This is a genomic window from Streptomyces longisporus (assembly GCF_039532765.1).
GTDB lineage: Bacteria > Actinomycetota > Actinomycetes > Streptomycetales > Streptomycetaceae > Streptomyces > Streptomyces longisporus.
This window is the reverse complement of record NZ_BAAASG010000002.1, coordinates 555,094-573,172: the sequence shown is the minus strand read 5'-3', so window position 1 is coordinate 573,172 and position 18,079 is coordinate 555,094. Positions and strand designations below refer to the sequence as shown.

11 protein-coding genes are annotated in these 18,079 nt (G+C 70.0%); 8 read left to right on the top strand and 3 right to left on the bottom strand.

All coding sequences use genetic code 11. The features are described from left to right. The first annotated feature begins 50 nt into the window (after positions 1–50). Together ABD355_RS04205 and ABD355_RS04200 are read left to right on the top strand one after the other, a co-directional pair. Complete coding sequence (locus ABD355_RS04205) at positions 51–851, top strand: 3-hydroxybutyrate dehydrogenase (RefSeq protein WP_344398656.1); 801 nt, start codon at positions 51–53, stop codon at positions 849–851. A gap of 76 nt (positions 852–927) precedes the next feature. Then, positions 928–2,877 (top strand): helix-turn-helix domain-containing protein, encoded by a 1,950-nt coding sequence (locus tag ABD355_RS04200; protein ID WP_344398655.1) that lies wholly within the window; start codon positions 928–930, stop codon positions 2,875–2,877. Between the two features lie 40 nt (positions 2,878–2,917). On the opposite strand, the gene ABD355_RS04195 is transcribed toward ABD355_RS04200, so the two are convergent. The 3 genes from ABD355_RS04195 to ABD355_RS04185 form a co-directional block, all read right to left on the bottom strand. Further along, positions 2,918–4,303 carry an MFS transporter gene (locus tag ABD355_RS04195; RefSeq protein ID WP_344398654.1) on the bottom strand — a complete coding sequence of 462 codons (1,386 nt, stop codon included), beginning with the start codon at positions 4,301–4,303 and terminating at the stop codon, positions 2,918–2,920. A 1,551-nt stretch (positions 4,304–5,854) separates the two neighbouring features. Next, entirely contained in the window at positions 5,855–6,193 is a 339-nt protein-coding gene (locus ABD355_RS04190; RefSeq protein WP_344398653.1) for a hypothetical protein, read from the bottom strand. A gap of 916 nt (positions 6,194–7,109) precedes the next feature. Then, on the bottom strand, positions 7,110–8,384 hold the full coding sequence (locus ABD355_RS04185; RefSeq protein WP_344398652.1) for an ArgE/DapE family deacylase: 1,275 nt from the start codon (positions 8,382–8,384) through the stop codon (positions 7,110–7,112). A 169-nt stretch (positions 8,385–8,553) separates the two neighbouring features. Between ABD355_RS04185 and ABD355_RS04180 the strand changes: the two genes are divergently transcribed. The 6 genes from ABD355_RS04180 (at position 8,554) to ABD355_RS04155 (ending at position 18,077) form a co-directional block, all read left to right on the top strand. Next, on the top strand, positions 8,554–8,991 hold the full coding sequence (locus ABD355_RS04180; protein ID WP_344398651.1) for an Lrp/AsnC family transcriptional regulator: 438 nt from the start codon (positions 8,554–8,556) through the stop codon (positions 8,989–8,991). Between the two features lie 2,051 nt (positions 8,992–11,042). Continuing rightward, the gene (locus ABD355_RS04175) at positions 11,043–12,521 is read left to right on the top strand and encodes a sugar transferase (RefSeq protein ID WP_344398650.1); all 1,479 of its coding nucleotides are present in this window, start codon (positions 11,043–11,045) and stop codon (positions 12,519–12,521) included. A 103-nt stretch (positions 12,522–12,624) separates the two neighbouring features. Further along, a complete protein-coding gene (locus tag ABD355_RS04170) occupies positions 12,625–13,941 on the top strand; it encodes a nucleotide sugar dehydrogenase (protein WP_344398649.1) in 1,317 nt (438 codons plus the stop codon). Beyond that, complete coding sequence (locus tag ABD355_RS04165) at positions 13,922–15,196, top strand: glycosyltransferase family 4 protein (RefSeq protein ID WP_344399040.1); 1,275 nt, start codon at positions 13,922–13,924, stop codon at positions 15,194–15,196. Before ABD355_RS04170 ends, ABD355_RS04165 begins: the two co-directional genes overlap by 20 nt. Continuing rightward, positions 15,193–16,563, top strand: a complete 1,371-nt coding sequence (locus ABD355_RS04160) for a Wzz/FepE/Etk N-terminal domain-containing protein (RefSeq protein WP_344398648.1) — start codon at positions 15,193–15,195, stop codon at positions 16,561–16,563. Before ABD355_RS04165 ends, ABD355_RS04160 begins: the two co-directional genes overlap by 4 nt. Then, positions 16,560–18,077 (top strand): Wzz/FepE/Etk N-terminal domain-containing protein, encoded by a 1,518-nt coding sequence (locus ABD355_RS04155; protein WP_344398647.1) that lies wholly within the window; start codon positions 16,560–16,562, stop codon positions 18,075–18,077. The genes ABD355_RS04160 and ABD355_RS04155 overlap by 4 nt, the downstream gene beginning before the upstream one ends. The last annotated feature ends 2 nt before the right edge of the window (positions 18,078–18,079 follow it).

Sequence of the window (18,079 nt, the reverse complement as noted above, 5' to 3'; positions counted from 1 at the left end):
TGGGTGCTGAGCACATGTGGTGAGGCGCGGCTGCTGCTTAGGGTCGAGACATGACCCCGCCCAGCGCCCTCCCGGCTCCCCACGCCCCCTCCCTCGACCTCGGCGGCCGCACCGCCCTCGTCACCGGCGCCGCCGGCGGCATCGGCCGCGCCTGTGCGCTGCGCCTCGCGGCCGCCGGGGCCAAGGTGAGAGCGGTCGACCGGGACGCCGAGGGTCTGGACTCGCTGGCCGAGCAGGCCCGGGGCCTCACGGGCACGGTCGAAGGGCAGGTTCTCGACCTCACCGACCTGGACGCCGCCGAACTGGCCGCCGCGGGCACCGACGTGCTCGTCAACAATGCCGGCCTGCAGCTGGTGCGGCCCATCGAGGAGTTTCCGCCCGAGGTCTTCCACACCGTGCTCACCGTGATGCTGGAGGCGCCCTTCCGGCTCATCCGCGGAGCGCTGCCCCATATGTACGGCCAGGGGTGGGGCCGCATCGTCAATGTGTCCTCCGTCCACGGACTGCGCGCCTCGGCCTACAAGTCGGCCTATGTGGCCGCCAAGCACGGTCTGGAGGGCCTGTCCAAGACTGCCGCTCTCGAAGGCGCACCCCACGGCGTCACCTCGAACTGTGTGAACCCCGCCTATGTGCGCACCCCCCTCGTCGAGAAGCAGCTCACCGACCAGGCGCAGGCGCACGGCATCCCCGCGGAACGCGTCCTGGCGGAGGTGCTGCTGCAGGACAGCGCCGTCAAACGGCTCATCGAACCGGAGGAGGTCGCCGAGGCCGTGGCCTACCTGTGCAGCCCGCAGGCCTCCTTCGTGACCGGCACCTCGCTCGTCCTCGACGGCGGCTGGACCGCGCACTGACGGGGCAGGCACTGGTGCATCGGCAAGTTGTCCACAGGGCTGACGGGGCGGCCTCGCGATGAGTAATCCTGTGGGCATGTCCCGCGATCACGTGCAGTCCGCCGAGCGCACCGACGCCGAAGCCGCGGCTGGAGGCCTCACCGGCGCCGAGACGCCGTTCCTTCAGCTGCTGGCCCGGGGTGCGTCCGCCGATGCCTACGAGCAGCCGGTGCTGCTGGCCCGCGCCGAGGGACGGCCCGCCGAGGCGATCGCCGCGCTCGAGCACGCCAAGCTGCTCGCGCTACGCGTGCGCGCGGAACTGGAGGGGCGCCGCCGCCGCGAGGCCGAGCTGTCCGCGCTCTTCGAGACCGCCCACGACCTCGCGGGCCTACGGGACCTGGACGCCGTACTGCAGGCGATCGTGCAGCGCGCCCGCTCCCTGCTCGGCACCGACGTCGCCTACCTCAGCCTGAACGACCCGGAGCGCGGCGACACCTACATGCGGGTGACCGAGGGTTCGGTCGCCGCCCGCTTCCAGCAACTGCGGCTCGGCATGGGGGAAGGGCTCGGCGGGCTCGTGGCCCAGACGGCCCGCCCGTACGTCACCGACGACTACTTCAAGGACGACCGCTTCCAGCACACGCACGCCATCGACGCCGGTGTGCACGACGAGGGCCTGGTCGCCATCCTCGGCGTGCCCCTGATGCTGGGTCACCACGTCATCGGTGTCCTCTTCGCGGCCGACCGGCGCGCCCGCGTCTTCGAACGGGAACAGATCGCGCTGCTCGGCTCGTTCGCCGCACTGGCCGCGGCCGCCATCGACACCGCCAACCTCCTCACCGAGACCCGCTCGGCCCTGGCCGGTCTCGAGCGTGCCAACGAGATCATCCGCGACCGCAGCGCCGTCATCGAACGCGCCTCCGACGTCCACGACCGGCTCGCGGAGCTGGTGCTGCGCGGCGGCGGGGTCCACGACGTGGCCGCGGCGGTCTCCCAAGTCCTCGACGGAACGGTCGAGTTCACCGAGGCGGGCGACGCCCCGGCAACACCCCTGGAGGTCTCCCGGGCCGAAGGGCATGCCGTACGGCACGAGGACGACTGGATCGCGGCCGTGGCCGCAGGCGGCGAACTGCTCGGCGCGCTCGTCCTGCGCGGCCACCCCGGCCTCGACCCCGTGGACCAACTCACCCTGGAACGCGCGGCGATGGTCACCTCGCTGCTGCTGCTCGCCAGACGCTCGGCCGCCGAGGCCGAACAGCGCGTGCGCGGCGAGCTGTTGGACGACCTCCTCGACGCCCGCGACCGCGACCCGCGCCTGCTGCGCGAGCGGGCGTCCCGGCTGCACGCCGACCTCGACGCCACCCACGTGGTGCTCGCCGCCCGACTCGACGGCACCGCACCCGACGCCGACCAGGAGGCGGCTGCCCGCCGCCGCCTGTGGTCCGCCGCCTCGCACCTCGCCGCGACCCGGCACGGCCTGGCCGCCGCCCGCGACGGCGGCACCGTCCTGCTGCTGCCGCTGGCCCCCGGCGACACCGCCACCGACCTGGCCCGCCGCACCGCCCGCCAACTGGGCACGGCGGTCCACGAGGCGGTCACCGTCGGTGCCTCCGCCCCCGTCCAGGACCTCGCCGCCCATCCCGACACCGCGGCCGCCGCCTACGCCGAGGGCCGACGCTGCCTGGACGCCCTGCGTCTGCTCGGCCGCTCCGGCGACGGAGCCGCGGCCGAGGACTTCGGCTTCCTCGGACTGCTGCTCGCCGGGGACCGCGACATCGCCGGCTTCGTGGACCGCACCATCGGCCAGGTCGTCGCCTACGACGAACGACGCGGCACCGAACTCGTGCACACCCTTGACGCCTACTTCACCTGCGGCATGAGCCCGGCCCGCACCAAGGACGAACTGCACGTCCACGTCAACACGGTGGCACAGCGCCTGGAGCGCGTCGCCCGCCTCCTGGGCGACGACTGGCAGGCTCCCGCCCGCGCCCTGGAGATCCAACTCGCCCTGAGGCTGCATCGGTTGTCGGCCCGTGCACAGCACTGACCCCCGTACGCGAGGCGTACGGGGGCAGGCTGACGGCAGGTCACACGGTGCGGGCGTCCGCCGCCGGGGCAGTCCCAGGCTCCGCGCCCGCGGACGGTTCGACGTCGGACAGGTCCCGCTGACGGGTCTCCTTGGCGAGCCCCACCGCGAGGACCGTCAGCAGGGCCGCGGCGATGACGTACAGGGCGATCGGGGTGGAGCTGCCGTAGTCCTCCAGCAGCGCGGTGGCGATCAGGGGTGCCGGGGCGCCCGCCGCGACCGACGCGAACTGGGCGCCGATCGAGGCGCCCGAGTAGCGCATCCGGGTCGCGAACATCTCGGAGAAGAAGGCGGCTTGGGGTGCGTACATCGCGCCGTGCAGCACCAGACCCACGGTGACCGCGAGGATCAGGTTGCCGAAGCCGCCGGTGTCGATGAGGGAGAAGAACGGGAACATCCACAGCCCGACGCCGACCGCGCCCAGCAGATACACCGGACGCCGTCCCACCCGGTCCGACAGTGCGCCCCAGGCCGGGATGACCGCGAAGTGCACGGCTGACGCGATCAGCACCGCGTTGAGCGCGGTCTGCTTGGAGACGCCGGCCGAGGTGGTGGCATAGACGAGGATGAACGCCGTGATGACGTAGTAGCTGATGTTCTCCGCCATGCGCGCGCCCATCGCGACCAGCACATCCCGCCAGTGGTGGCGCAGCACGGACACCAGCGGCAGCTTCTCCGCCTCCGCACTCCGGTCGGCCTTGCGGGCCTCGGCCTGCGCCAACGCCTGCTGGAACACCGGCGATTCGTCGACAGACAGACGAATCCACAAACCGACGATCACCAGCACCCCGGAGAGCAGGAACGGAATCCGCCAGCCCCAGGTCCCGAAGGCGTCGTCCGACAGCACGGCCGTCAGCAGGGACAGCACACCGGTGGCCAGCAACTGCCCCGCGGGCGCGCCCGTCTGCGGCCACGAGGCCCAGAAGCCGCGCCGCCGGGCATCCCCGTGCTCGGACACCAGCAACACGGCCCCGCCCCACTCGCCGCCCAGCGCAAAGCCCTGAATCAGACGCAGAGTTGTCAGCAGCACGGGCGCCGCGGCTCCGACGGTCGCGTGGGTGGGCAGCAAGCCGATCGCGAACGTCGCCCCGCCCATCAGCAGCAGACTCAGCACCAGCAGCTTCTTGCGCCCGATCCGGTCGCCGTAGTGGCCGAAGACGAGTGCGCCCAACGGACGGGCCGCGAACCCGACGGCGTATGTCAGGAAGGACAGCAGCGTGCCGACCAGGGGGTCGGAGTCCGGAAAGAACAGCTTGTTGAAGACGAGCGCGGCGGCGGAACCGTAGAGGAAGAAGTCGTACCACTCGATGGTGGTGCCGATGAGACTGGCGGCGACGATGCGCTTGAGGTTGGCGGGCGGTGGGGGAGCGGTGGTTGCGGAGGCCATGTGCGCCACTTCCTCGTGTGCGGTGGGGACGGGTACGTGTTCGCACACCGTAGGAAGGTGCAGGTCAGGGGCACATGTGGCGGGGCAACATAGTTCGGGGCGCGGCTATGCGTCGGACCACCATGACGGCTCACGGAGCGACGGCCGAGAGCCTTGGAGAGGGGCGAAGTGAGTGCTGCCCGGGAAGGACGCCGAGCCTGGCTCGCTGCCCGGCCGGCGGGCGCGGTTCGATGGAGCGCAGGGGCTGCGGCGCCAGTAGGTACTTCAACGTGGGCAGTCCGCGCCGGGCGTGCGCACGCTGCGGTCACGGTGATCTTGGGAGACTCGCCGCCTCCCAGGTGGCCGCCAGGCAGCTCGGCGGGCGTCCCGAACTGTTCCGGCAGGACAGTTCGTTCGTGCCGGTGGCGTCGGACGGGGTCCGCGTAGTCTCGCGGGGTGCACTCTCATCCGAGCTTCGAGAACCCTCCGGCTCTCCCTCACGAGGTTGTGGTCGAGAAAACATCGCGTCGTCCGGATCACCACCGGACGACGCGTCACCACGGGGCGAACGTTGCTTGATGCGGCACTAGTTGCGCCATTCAGATCAAGGATCTGCACATGGACGAGACACTCGCCGGCCCCTTGTCGTAGGCGGTGTGTGCCTACACGGCCGACCAGCGGGCCCGTGTCGATGTCCTCGCAACAGTGCTGGAGGACATCGCCGCCCATGGGTAACCGGCCGTAAAGTCTGGCGTGCCGTGGGAGGACGCCCGCGACGCCCATTGGAGCGTCTCGCCGGCAGCACAGGTTCGTCTAGCAGTAAACCCATGCACTGGTGGCGAGGTTGCTGTCATCCAGCGCGCGCGACGTCCATGCGGGGGTTTCGTCCCACCGCCCGTCCTGGTAGGTGACCCTGAATTTGTTGCCGTGGGCTTGACCTGCGTTGAACCAGTAACTGAGGCCGTGCATACCGCAGCCGATAAAGTTCCAGGCATTCCCGCGGCCCGGGTCCCCGTGATTCGTCCAAACGCACGCCCGTCCGGGATCACAGCCATTGGCCCAGTACCCGTCGGCGGCGGCGGCCGGACCACTGCTGAGTACCACGGTGGCTCCCACGGCAGTGGCCATCGTGGTGGCCCACACGCTGATTCGGCTGATTGATCGCATCTCAGATCTTCTTTCTTCTAAACGACCGTAGAGAGCTGATGCCCGCAGGCGCGGCAATCCGCTGTGGCCAAGGCTTCCGGGATCGGGAGTCGAATCCGCGGCTCGTTGACGTTTCACCGCCGGCTCGCAGTCGCGAGAACCTCCGTGCTTGCACGGAAAAGTAGACCCCGACCCGAGCCGAACCCTCCATCAATTCGATCGTATTCGAAGTGTGTTTAGCGGCGGTTCGAGCTGCTATGGCTCACAGCAGGTCGACCACGGCGTTGCCGCGCTAGGTGCGTCGGATTACGCACGTCGTCGGCCTTGCCGCTGACGCTCGATGAGCCCGGTGTCCGCGAGCTGTAGGCAGTGATGAGTGGCCTTGGCCGGGCTGAGACCGAGCAGGTGGGTTACTTCGCTCATGGTCTACGGCTGCGCAGGCGCCCGCAGGATCGCCGCGCGCAGCGGGCCGACCACCAGCGACAGCACGTCGACCGTGTGGGCAGGGGCGCCTGCGGGCGCCACCCACATCCGGCCGATCGCGGACAGCCGATATGCGATCCGCACCGGGTCCGAGCGATCCAGCGCGAACATCGACGCACCCGGCCCCGACACGATGGGGACCAGGACCAGCCACCGCCTGTTCAAACGAAAGGTTTCGGCCTGTCGATCGGGCAGATGCAGGCTGCCGCCCTGCAGGCGAAAGCGCGGACTCAGGTCCTGGAACACTAGGTCGGCGCAGCCTTGGAGGACCGCGGCGCCCACTCGTTCAGCTTCCCGTCGGATGTGCTACTCCGCATGCTTCCGGACCGGTTCGAACTCCCGCCAGACGCACCGGGACAGCCGGGCATAGGCACGCATCCACTACTGCGGACGGTCCACCACCAGCCGCCACCGCTCGGGTACGGCGATGCGGAACTCCGGGTTGTCCGCGCTGTTCCCCGTTTTCCCCGCACGACCTGGCACGCAATTGGCACGAGTCATTCGGCGTAGCACCTCTCCAGGGCCGGACTCGCGGTTCCTCTCGGTCAGCAGTCCGGCGTCTCGGGTATGGCGAGCATCCGGCGCACGAACAGTTCGCAGGTGGCGCAGACTTCCTCGAATGCGAGACTTCCTTGAGCAAGGAGTAGTTGTGCGCCCGTGCCTCGCAAGAGGCCAGTGATGGCGGCTGCCCCACCTGCTGAGTCGACGTCCTGCCTGATCTTGTCGTGTCCCTGACCGGCGCGGGCGAGCTCTTTGTGACGCAAGCCTGGGGCCGTGCCGCCTGGTCCCGTCCTGCCCTGTCCGGCAACTCTCGTGCACACTTGGCGAGTTGCTCGAAGAACTCGCGCCCTGGGTGCAGGCCGCGAAGGCGGGCAGCCGGCGCCGGGCCTACTGACTTCCTCGGGGTGTTGTCGGGGTGACGGGTGGTGATCCCTACGGTAGGCCGGTGGTATGCGGTACGCGCAGGTGGCGGGCTGACCGCCGAGAGGTGACGGCTTCGTGAGCGGAACCGGTACGAGGCAGGTGAGCGGTTCGGCCGTGGGAGAGGACCGCGGTGATCTCTCTCGGGCCGGTGGCCGAGGACTGCCGCACTGCCGGAACCGCCGCTGGCCACCCTGCGACCGCATCCGGCTCGCCGAACAGTCACTTCCACCGGGTCACAAGCAGCCGGTAGGGGCTGAGGCTGGGGCTGGGGCTACTACTTGGTGCCGACCGTGCGCAGTGTGGCGAGCACCAGTGCCCGGGTGACGGTGACGATGTCGCTCACGCGGACCTGTTCCTGCGGACCGTGCGCGAGGCGTACGTCGCCGGGGCCGTACTGCAGCGTGGGGATGCCCGCCCCGGAGTACAGTCGCAGGTCGCTGCCGTAGGGGGCGCCTCGCTCGGAAGGTCGCGGGCCGCCGGTGACGTCGGCGTGCGCGTCGGCGACCTGGGCCGCGAGCGGATGCCCGGCCGGCAGCCGTCCGCTGGCGAACTGTCCGCCGGGCCACGTCACCGTGGCGGGGTGCGTGCGCAGCCAGGGGTCGGCCGCGCAGGCTTCGGCCACGCACGCCTCCAGTTCGGCGCGTGCCTGGGCCGGATCCTCGCCCAGCCGGACGCCCAGTCTTCCCTCGGCCACCAGGAGGTCGGGCACGCTGCTGGCCCAGTCGCCGGAATGGACGGTACCGACGGACAGCGGGTAGGGGATGGGGTATTCGGACATGAGCGGGTCGGCGCCGACGTTGCGGCGGGCTTCCAGATGGGCGAGCGCGCGGTGGATGGGCAGGTATGCGTCGATCGCGCTCACTCCCACGTATCTGGTGCTGCCGTGGGTTGCCCTGCCGGGTACTTGGATGCGAAAGGTCAGGGCGCCGGCGTTCGCAGTCATGACCGCGCCACTGGTCGGTTCGGTGATGATGCAGGCGTCGCCGGTGTGGCCGCGTTGGAGGGTGCCGAACGCCCCGAGTCCCCCGTCTTCTTCGCTGACCACGAAATGCGTGGACACCTGGCCGCGCAACCTTGCGCCCGCCTCCCGTATCGCGGCTAGGGCGGCGAGTATCGCCACCACACCCGCCTTCATGTCGCACGCTCCTCGTGCGTGCACCACGTCCCCGGTAACCCGAGGGCGGAACGGGTCACCCTCCCAACGCGCCAGGTCTCCGGAAGGGACGACATCGACGTGCCCCTGGAGGATCAGGGTCGGCCCGTCGGCCTGGGGCACCGTGCCGCCCACCAGGCCCCACGCCTCGGTGCGCGGGGCCTCACTGCCGGGAAAACGGGGATGGTCACATAGCTCGGGCAGGTTCATGGACCACAGGTCGACATCGAGGTCCATCCGCTTCAGATGCCGGGCCAGGACGTGCTGAACCTCGGACTCCGCGGCGCTACCCGTCACGCTCGGAACAGCGAGAAGTTCCAGCAGCAGCCGGGCGATGGCCGCCTCGTCCACCGCGGCCAGTGCCGAGGCTTCCACATCGCTCAGGCTCGCTGTCATCTCAACACTGCTCCCAGCACGTGACATCAGGACAAGCCGGAGACTATGTTCGGCGGACAACGCAAGCAATCGCCATTTGCTGCTGCCTACTGTCGCTTTCTTGCAATGTCAGCGGGCTCCTGGCCATTTCTTGCGCCGGGCCGCAGGCTCCGACGTCTGGAGTGAGGTCATGGACGCCATCGATCAAGCGATCATCCGGTACGTGCTGCACGACGCGCGGGCCACATACGCCCAGATCGGCAAGGCGTGCGGGCTGTCCGCGCCCGCCGCCAAGCGGCGTCTCGACCGCCTCGTGGCCACCGGAGCGATCCGCGGTTTCACCGCTCTCGTCGATCCTCAGGCGTTGGCCTGGCATACCGAGGCTTTCGGCGAGGTCTACTGCACCGGCAATCCCACCCCCGCCGAACTGCGCCAAGCCCTGGAGGCCATCCCCGAGGTCGTCGAAGCCTGCACCGTCTCGGGCGCGGCCGACGCAGTCGTCCACATGCTCGCCAGAGACATCCCCCACCTGGAACAGGCCATCCAACGCGTGCGCGCCACCGCTCCTGTGGAACGGACCGAGAGCGCCATCGTGCTCTCCCGGCTGTTGAACCGGCCTCGTGTGTGATCGACACCGTGGGACCACCGCGAGTGCCGAGGCCGGCGTCCCAACCCGTTGTCGACGTACCACACACCGCCGGGATTCCGGTCGGTCAGCAGCTGCTCCACCGTCAGCACCAGGTGGTTTCCCAAGGCGGCCCCACCGTCGGTGGCAGCGACCTGTATGTGCTGTACAGCGACGTCAGCCGACGACTCCTGTCGCTGGAGCTGGAGTTCGGCTCCGGACAGACCTGCTGGCGCCGACTGGGCCGGTGGCACGAGGCCGGGGTCTTCAGGCGCTGCACCACATCCTGCTCGCCGAATTGCACGCGGCCGACGCCCTGGACTGGACCCGGGCCTGCGTGGACGCCTCCCACGCTCGCGCGAAATAAGGGGCGAGGCCGCCGGCCCGTCACCGGTCGACCGCGGCAGGACGGGCAGTACACACCCACCTGATCTGCGACGGAAAGGCCACCCATTAAAGGTCATCACTGCCGCGGCCAACGTCAACGACGTCACCCAGACCCTGGCCCAGGTGGTCGAGCAGACCTTCGCCCTGCTCCAACCAGCGCAGCAGGATGCGGACCGGTCCGGCGTGCACGTCCAGGGGAACGCCGACAGGCTGTTCCGGGCTCACAGCCATCAAGTACCGCCATCTGACTGACCAGTTGGCGAAGGTGCCGCTACCGTGGGAGGTTCCATCGCCTGAACCACCAGCTCCAGGCGCGGAAATAAGGGGACCGCCCTCGGGCCCGGAAGGGGTTTTGGGCCCGAGGGCGGCACCTTCCACAGACGGGGACCGGTATCCCCTTGCCGGCGCCCCGGACGGGCTCGCCCGTCGTTCTATCCGCGTTGGAGCTGGACTCAGGAGGTGGAAGGTGGCCGAGAACAAGAAGGAGTGGCGCAGGGATCTGGCCTCAAAGTTCGTCGTCGCAGCAGCTGTAAAGGTGCTGTGGGGTCTGATCGTTGAGCTGGTGATCCGCCCTCACGAATGATCTTGGCGTCAAGCGGTGCCCCGGTTACCCCTTACCGGGGCACCGCCCACCTCCCCGCATGAGGACACGCCCGGTCCGGTCAGCTACCGGAGTCCCCGACAGCCTTCGGTGGGTCTCCCCCACAACGTCACGCAAGCAACCTCGCGTGGAATTTCCTCGCGTGGTCGCGCTCGCGTTCTGCTCGGGTTCCAAGCCGGCTTCGGTGTCCCGCCATATACGCCCCTGATCTGCGCGTCCTACGGTGTGGCGACCGCCGAACGCCGTCCGAGTTCTTGGCGCGGGCACAAGCGCACACACCATGGAGATGCTGCTGGGGCCTCGGCGACGAACGCATGGCCGCGGCACTCCATCGCGCAGATTGTCGAAAGTGACCCTTGACTTCCTCGTGGTCCAGGGCGGCCGTCTGCGCAGCCCCGGTGTCTGCCTGCGTCAACAGAGCGGGCAGATTCCGTTTTCCGGGTGCCGTCGACCGCTCCCACCCGCAACCACCGCCCCGTGCTCACCGACGAGATCGCGTCGGACGGACCCCGTCCGCACCCGGCAGCACAGGTCACAGGCGCGTCCTCCGTCGCCACGGCACCCGCAGGCGGGCACCGATCCATTGGAGCCATCTTCAAATCTCGGGCACAAATTCCACACGTTCCTCTCTCCAGGCGGGTTCCGATGGTCTAGATTGACCTTGCTTCGCATGCTGGGACACGAGGCGACAAATGGTGATCCATGGGTCGGCGATGCAGACGGCCAGTAGCCGCGTCTCTGGCGCCGACGTGGGGGTGATCAATTCTTGGGGCCCGAAAGGGGCTTCGGGTGCGGGGAGCATCCGAGGTGCCGACGGGTTTCCGTACAGCTCGAGAGTCTGGCCGGGCATGTGAGTCGCCGCGGCCGGGGCGAGTTGTTCAGGTGCGGTTGCAGTAGCCGTGATGTCGTGCGCGGGAGGCGGGGGCCTCCCTCGGGAAGGGACAGCGCATCGCGGGGGCGGGGACCTCCCAAGGGGAGGAAGCGTGCGGGAGGCGGGGGCCTTCCGTGGGGGAGGGGCAGCAGTGTTGGGCGAACACGTCGTATCACTGGGGACCGGGGGGTTTCTGTGCGACAGGGGGGAATAGTCGACCCTTTTTCGTCGGCGCGCGGGCGTCTGGCGAAAGAGGCGATCAGTCAGCCCGCGAACGACTGGGAACAGCGGTACCGCCGTACCGTGATCACCAGCGACACCGTGGCCACCGCCTTGGTGGTGGCATCGATAGGCAACTTCTTCGGGGCCCGGGACGCGGCCAACTGGCACGAGAAGTGGGGGATACTCGCCTTCGGCACCTGGCTGCTGGTGCTGGCAGCGCTTGCGGTCGGCCGGGCCTGGGCTCCGGCCGTGCTCGGCCAGGGCGCCGAGGAATTCCGAAGACTCGGACGCTCACTGTTCGCGGCGACGGTCGTACTGGCGCTCGGCGGGATAGCCCTCACCTCGCGCAACATCAAGCTCTGGATCTTCGTCGCGATCCCCGCGATCGCGTTGGTCACCATGACCGAGCGGTATGTGCTCCGCCTCTGGCTGCACAAACAGCGCAAGGAAGGCCGGTGCCTGAGACCGGTGCTCGCCGCCGGAAGCCCGGCCACGGTGCGCGACCTGATCACCCGAACCCGCAAGTTCCCGCACATCGGCTGGCGCGTTGAGGCCGTGTGCACGCCGGACGGCCGCGGGCGCGACGGTGACCAGCTGGACGGAGTGCCGGTCGTCGGCCGGCTGACGGACGTCGCCAAGCACGTCCACCACGACGGCTACCGTGTCGTCGCCGTCACACCCGACCCGCACTGGACGCCGGACCGGCTGCAGCGGCTGGCCTGGAACCTCGAAGGCAGCGATGCCGAGATGGTCGTGGCGCCGGTGCTGATGGAGGTGGCCGGCCCGCGGCTGCATGTCGACGCGGTGCTCGGTATCCCGCTGCTGCGGGTCAGCATGCCGGCCTTCACCGGAGGCCGCCGGGCCATCAAGGCGGTCGTCGACCGAGTCGGCGCGGCGGTCCTGCTGATGCTGTTCGCGCCGCTGATGGTGTTCGTCGCGCTGCTCGTGCTGGCGGACAGCCGGGGCGGGGCCTTCTACCGCCAGCGCAGGGTCGGCAAGGACGGCCGAGAGTTCACCATCCTCAAATTCCGCACCATGGTCGTCGACGCCCACCGGGCACGTGCCGAACTCGCCGACCAGAACGAGGGCGCAGGGCTGCTGTTCAAGGTCCGCCACGATCCGAGGGTGACCCGGGTGGGGGGAGTGCTGCGCCGGTACTCGATCGACGAACTCCCTCAGCTCTTCAACGTACTGACGGGATCGATGTCGCTCGTCGGTCCGCGGCCGCCCCTGCCGGAGGAGTGCGCCGCGTACGACCCGGACATCCGGCGGCGGCTGCTGGTCAAGCCCGGGCTCACCGGTCTGTGGCAGATCAGCGGACGCAGCGACCTGCCGTGGGAGGAGGCGGTCCGCCTCGACCTCAGGTACGTGGAGGACTGGTCGCTCGCCCTGGACACGGTGATCTTGTGGAAGACGATGCGTGCGGTGCTTCACGGGCAGGGGGCCTACTGATGCGCGGGGGGCGTCGTCCGGCCGACATGTGGACGGCAGGCCACAAGGGCCTTGCTGGGGGGACCGCAGGCCACAAGGGCCTGTGTGGGGGGAGGAACGGGTCATGAGAGTCAGCGTTTTCGGGCTCGGCTACGTGGGCTGCGTATCGGCCGCGTGCCTGGCCAGCATGGGGCACGAGGTCATCGGCGTGGACGTCAACCAGGTGAAGGTCGACCTGGTCAACGACGGCAAGGCCCCGGTGGTCGAAGAGCGGATCGGCGAGCTCATCGCCGACGTCGTGCGGACCGGCGCCCTGCGCGCCACCGCCGACGTCCGCGAGGCCATCATGGACAGCGAGATCTCGCTGGTCTGTGTGGGCACGCCGTCGGAGCCCAACGGCAGCCTGTGCACCACGTACTTGGAGCGGGTCACCGAGGAGATCGGCGCCGCGCTCGCCGAGCGCGGCGGGCGGCACACCGTCGTGTTCCGCAGCACCATGCTCCCGGGTACCTGCCTGAACCTGCTGGTGCCGATCCTGGAGAAGAACCTCGGCGGTACGGTCGGTGTGGACGTCGGGGTCGCGGTCAACCCGGAGTTCCTGCGCGAGGGCACCAGCGTGCGGGACTTCTTCGACCCGCCCAAGACCGTCGTCGGCGAGCTCGACCCGGCCAGCGGCGACGCGGTGATGGCGCTGTACGAGGGCCTGCCCGGCGAGGTGTTCCGGGTGCCGGTCCCGACGGCCGAGGCGATCAAGTACGCGGACAACGCGTTCCACGGACTGAAGATCGGCTTCGCGAACGAGCTGGGCGCGGTGTGCCAGGCGCTCGGGGTGGACTCGCACCAGGTGATGGACGTGTTCCTGGCCGACCGCAAGCTGAACATCAGCCCCGCCTATCTGCGGCCCGGCTTCGCCTTCGGCGGCTCCTGCCTGCCCAAGGACCTGCGCAGCCTGGTCCACGCGGCGCAGCGGGCGGACGTCTCGGTGCCCATCCTGTCCCACGTTCTGCCCTCCAACGCCGACCATCTGCAGCGCGCGGTGGACCTGGTCGAGCGCACCGGCAAGCGCAGGGTGGGAATGTTCGGGCTGTCCTTCAAACCCGGCACCGACGACCTCCGCGAGAGCCCGCTCGTCGAGCTGGCGGAGCGCCTCTTCGGCAAGGGGTACGACCTCAAGATCTACGACGCCAATGTGAGCCTGTCCCGGCTGCTCGGCGCGAACCGCGAGTACATCGAGAACCGGCTGCCGCACCTCGCGCAGCTGCTCGCGGAGTCCGTCGAGGAGGTGCTCGACCATGCCGAGGTGTGCCTGGTCGGGACCCGGGATCCGGCTGTGCTGTCGGTGCTGCCCCATGGGAACACCCCGGTGATCGTCGACCTCATCCACCTTCCCGACGCCGATGAGCGTCGGGCCGAACCGGGGTATGTGGGCCTTGCTTGGTAATGCAATCAGCGGTGAGGGGCCGGGGCGACGCGCCCTGATCCTGGTGGAGAACCTGTCGGTGCCCTTCGACCGGCGGGTGTGGCAGGAGTGCACGACGCTGCGCGACGCGGGCTGGACGGTGGACGTCATCTGTCCGCAGGGCACCAAGCGCGACACGGAGCCGGAGGCCGTGATCGACGGGGTGCGGATCCACCGCTACCCGTTGCGCGCGGCCACCGGAGGGCCGGCCGGCTATCTCAAGGAGTACGGATCGGCGCTGTGGCACACGGCCCGGCTGGCCCGCAAGGTCGGCCCGGTCGACGTGGTCCACGCCTGCAACCCGCCCGACCTGCTGTTCCTGCCGGCCCTGTGGCTCAAGCGGCGCGGCGCGCGGTTCGTCTTCGACCAGCACGACCTGGTGCCCGAGCTGTACCTGTCCCGGTTCGACCGCGGCAAGGACCTGCTCTACCGCGGTGTGTGCGCGCTGGAACGGCGCACCTACCGGGCCGCCGACATCGTCCTCGCCACGAACGAGAGCTACCGCGACGTCGCGATGCGCCGTGGCGGTAAACGCCCGGAAGACGTCTTCGTGGTGCGCAGCGCACCCCAGATCGAGCGGTTCCAACCGGTGCCGTCCGAGCCGGAGTTGAAGCGCGGCAAGCCTCATCTGCTGTGCTACCTGGGCGTCATGGGCCCTCAGGACGGCGTCGACTACGCCCTGCGGGCCCTGGCGAAGCTGCGCGACGAGCTCGGGCGTACGGACTGGCATGCGGTGTTCGTCGGCTCCGGGGACGCCTTCGACGCGATGGTGGAGCTGTCCAAGAAGCTCGGCCTCGCCGAGCAGGTGCAGTTCACCGGGCGCATTCCGGACGCGGACCTGGTGCGCTACCTGTCCACCGCGGACGTGTGCCTGTCTCCCGACCCGCGCAATCCGCTCAACGACGTGTCGACGATGAACAAGGTCCTCGAGTACATGGCGATGGGCCGGCCGATCGTCTCCTTCGAGCTGAAGGAGGCGCGCGTCTCCGCCGGTGACGCCGCCGTCTACGCACCCGCCAACGACGAGGCCCGGTTCGCCGAGCTCGTCGCCGAGTTGATGGACGATCCGGACAGGCGGGCCCGGATGGGCAAGATCGGCCAGGAGCGGATCAGCGGGCCGCTGTCCTGGGAGAACTCACAAGCGTCGCTGCTCGCCGCCTATGCCGCCGCCTGCCGTGACCACACCCCGGTGTCGGCGGTCGAGCCGGTCCGGACAGGGAAGAGGCAGCGCAGTTGAGCGAGGACACGATACGCCTGGTCACCATCGGGCGGATATTCCGTCGGCGCTGGCGGCTGCTCGCCGTCCTCGCCGTCGTGGGCGCGCTGGTCGGCTTCGGCGCCTCGGTCGTGGTGTTCCCACCGCGGTACACGGCATCGGCCCCGGTACTGCTGCCGGGACTGTGGGAGGAGCGCGAGCTGCTCACCCAGGTGGATCTCGCGACCAGTTCGGCGGTCGTCGACCGCGCGGCCGACGCTCTGCACTGGTCCGGCGTCAGCACCACCGACCTGCGCAAGCAGGTCAGCGCCAAGGCCGCGGACGGGAACATCATCACGATCGCGGGTACGGCCGACACCCCGAAGCGCGCGCAGCAGCTCGCCGACCAGGTGGCCCAGCAATTCGTGCAGTACACCGCGCAGATCGCGGGCAGTGGCACGGACTCCGCAACCACCACGGCCAACGACACGCTGCGCAAGCAGGTCGAGGAGACCAACCGCCGCATCAGCGACCTGGCCAAGGCGGCCAACCCCGGTCAGACCGTGGAGAGCGTGCAGGCCCGTACTGCGCTCGAGAACCTGCGCACCTCGCTGGAGGGGGCCATGAAGAAGGTGGACGAGGCGAACCCGGCGACCAACAAGGCAGGCATGGTCGTCATGGGCCCCGCCGCCCCGCCGACCGGCGAGGCCGCGCCGACGAGGATCCAGCTCATCGTCGGCGGAGCGCTGCTGTTCTTCCTGCTCGCGGTCATCGGCCATCTCGTGGCCGCCCGCATGAACCGCCGGCTGCGCACCGAACCGGAGATCGCCGCGGCGCTGGGTTCGACGCTGCTGGGCACCGTCGACGTGGCCGGTGAACGGCGCGCTCACCGGCCGGAGGGCGGGGGCCCCAGAGCCGGGATCCGCCGACTCGTCGGCCTTGACACGCCGTGGAACGTACCGGCCCCGCAGAAGTCCGGTGACGAGGCCGGCCGACGGCTCCGCTACCGGCGGGTGTGTGCCCGCCTGAAGGAGCGACTGCCCGCTGCCCAGCGGCTGTTGCTCGTCGTACCGGCGGGCGACGACATCGCCCGCCGGGCCGCAGGACAGCTCGTCGCCGAGGCCAGGAGCGGTCCGACGCTGCGGATGGTGGAGGTTTCGGTGGACCGCCCGGTGGTCCCGGACCGCGAGAACGAGTCCGGCGCCGTGGTGGTCCTCAGCGCGGACAGCTGGACCGCGGAGGAGCTCGTCGGCATCGCGGAGGCGTGCGCGGACGGCAGGCACGAGGTCGTCGGCATCGTCGTCGCCGACCTGGTCCAGGCCCGCCCCACCAGGTCCGCCGGCCCGCTTCCGGACGATGCCACGCTGGCACTCGCGGTGCGCGGCCACGCAACGGGAGGTTCAGCGTGACGACAAGCACGACCTCGGAGTCGTCGGCTGCCACTCCGCTCATCGACCTGCAGGCGCTGGTGGTGGCGGTGCGCAGGCGCCGCCGCCTGTGGACGGCCATGGCGCTTCTCGGCCTGCTGGCCGGCGCCGCGGTGGCGGTCCTGATGCCGCCGCCGCCGACCGCGGTGACCAAGGTGCTGGTCACCCACGCGGAGGACCAGCCGAACGACACCGGAACGCTGATCCGCACCGACGTCCAGCTGCTGCAGACCACCCAGATCGCCGACAAGGCCCTGCAGTCCCTGAAGTCCCCGGAAAAAGCCGCGGACTTCATGAAGGAGTACCAGGGCGCCGGTCTGACCAACAACCTGCTGCAGATCACCGTGACAGGCGACAGCGAGGCGCAGGCGGTGGCCCGCGCCAAGGCACTGGCCGACTCGTTCGTCGCCGACCATGTACGGCGGATGAAGGACACCGCGCAGGCCGAGGCCAAGGCCCTGCTCGACCAGCGTGACCGCATGCGGGTCGAGCTCGCCCAGGTCAACAAGCAGATAGGAAACCGGTCGCCGGACAGCGACCCGAAGGCGTCGGCGGGCATCGAGACGCTCTTCGCCCGCCGGGCCGAACTCAACTCGCGCATCTCCGACTTCGACCAGCGCGCCGCGGACGCCCGCACCGGCACGCCCAAGGTCATCGCCGGCACGCAGATCGTGGACGCGCCGCGCGCGGTGCCCCACTCCCTGCCCAAGGCGCTGGTCACCGACGCCGCCGTCGGGGGGATCCTCGGGCTCGTGATCGGGCTTGCCATCGCCGCGGTCGGCACGGTGGTGGCGGACCGCCCCGTGCTGCGCCGGGACATCGCCGCCAACCTGGGCGCCTCGGTCATCGCGGAGCTGCCCCGCCGCTCGGGCAAGCTGTGGCGGCGCCGACGCACCCGGGTGACCCGAGAACGGCTCACCGCGACCCTGGCCCGTACGACGGGTGACTCCACGGAACCGGTGTCGCTGCTGGAACTGGGGTGTGCGCGCAGCACAAGCGTGATCGCCCTGGACCTCGCCAGGGCCCTGGCGGCACAGGGCCCGGTGACCGTCGTCGACGATCTGCCCGGCGGGCAGCTCGAAGGCCGCACCAAGCCTGGAGATCCGCCCGTGGTCAGCGGCGAGCGTGCCGCGACCCTCTCGCCTCAGGAGCGCCGCATCGGCGTCGGCTCGGTGGCGCCCGGCACGGCGTGGACCGACCTGCGCCACCTCGGCACCCAGACCGTGCTCGTCGTACGGGCCGGACACGGCAGCGCCGCCTGGCTGCACACCGTGGCACGGCAGCTCGCGGACCAGCGCATCCCGGTGATCGGTGTGGTGCTGATCGACCCCGATCCGCGTGACCGGACCGACGGCACCCTGTGGGACGGGCTGCACACCGCGCTGCGCGGCCGTGCCGAGCGGCCGGCCCGGCAGAACGGCACCAACCAGCCGCGGACGGAGCGGCAGCCGATCTGGGCCGCACACGTCCCGGGCAACGACCAGGACGGGCGGTAGCA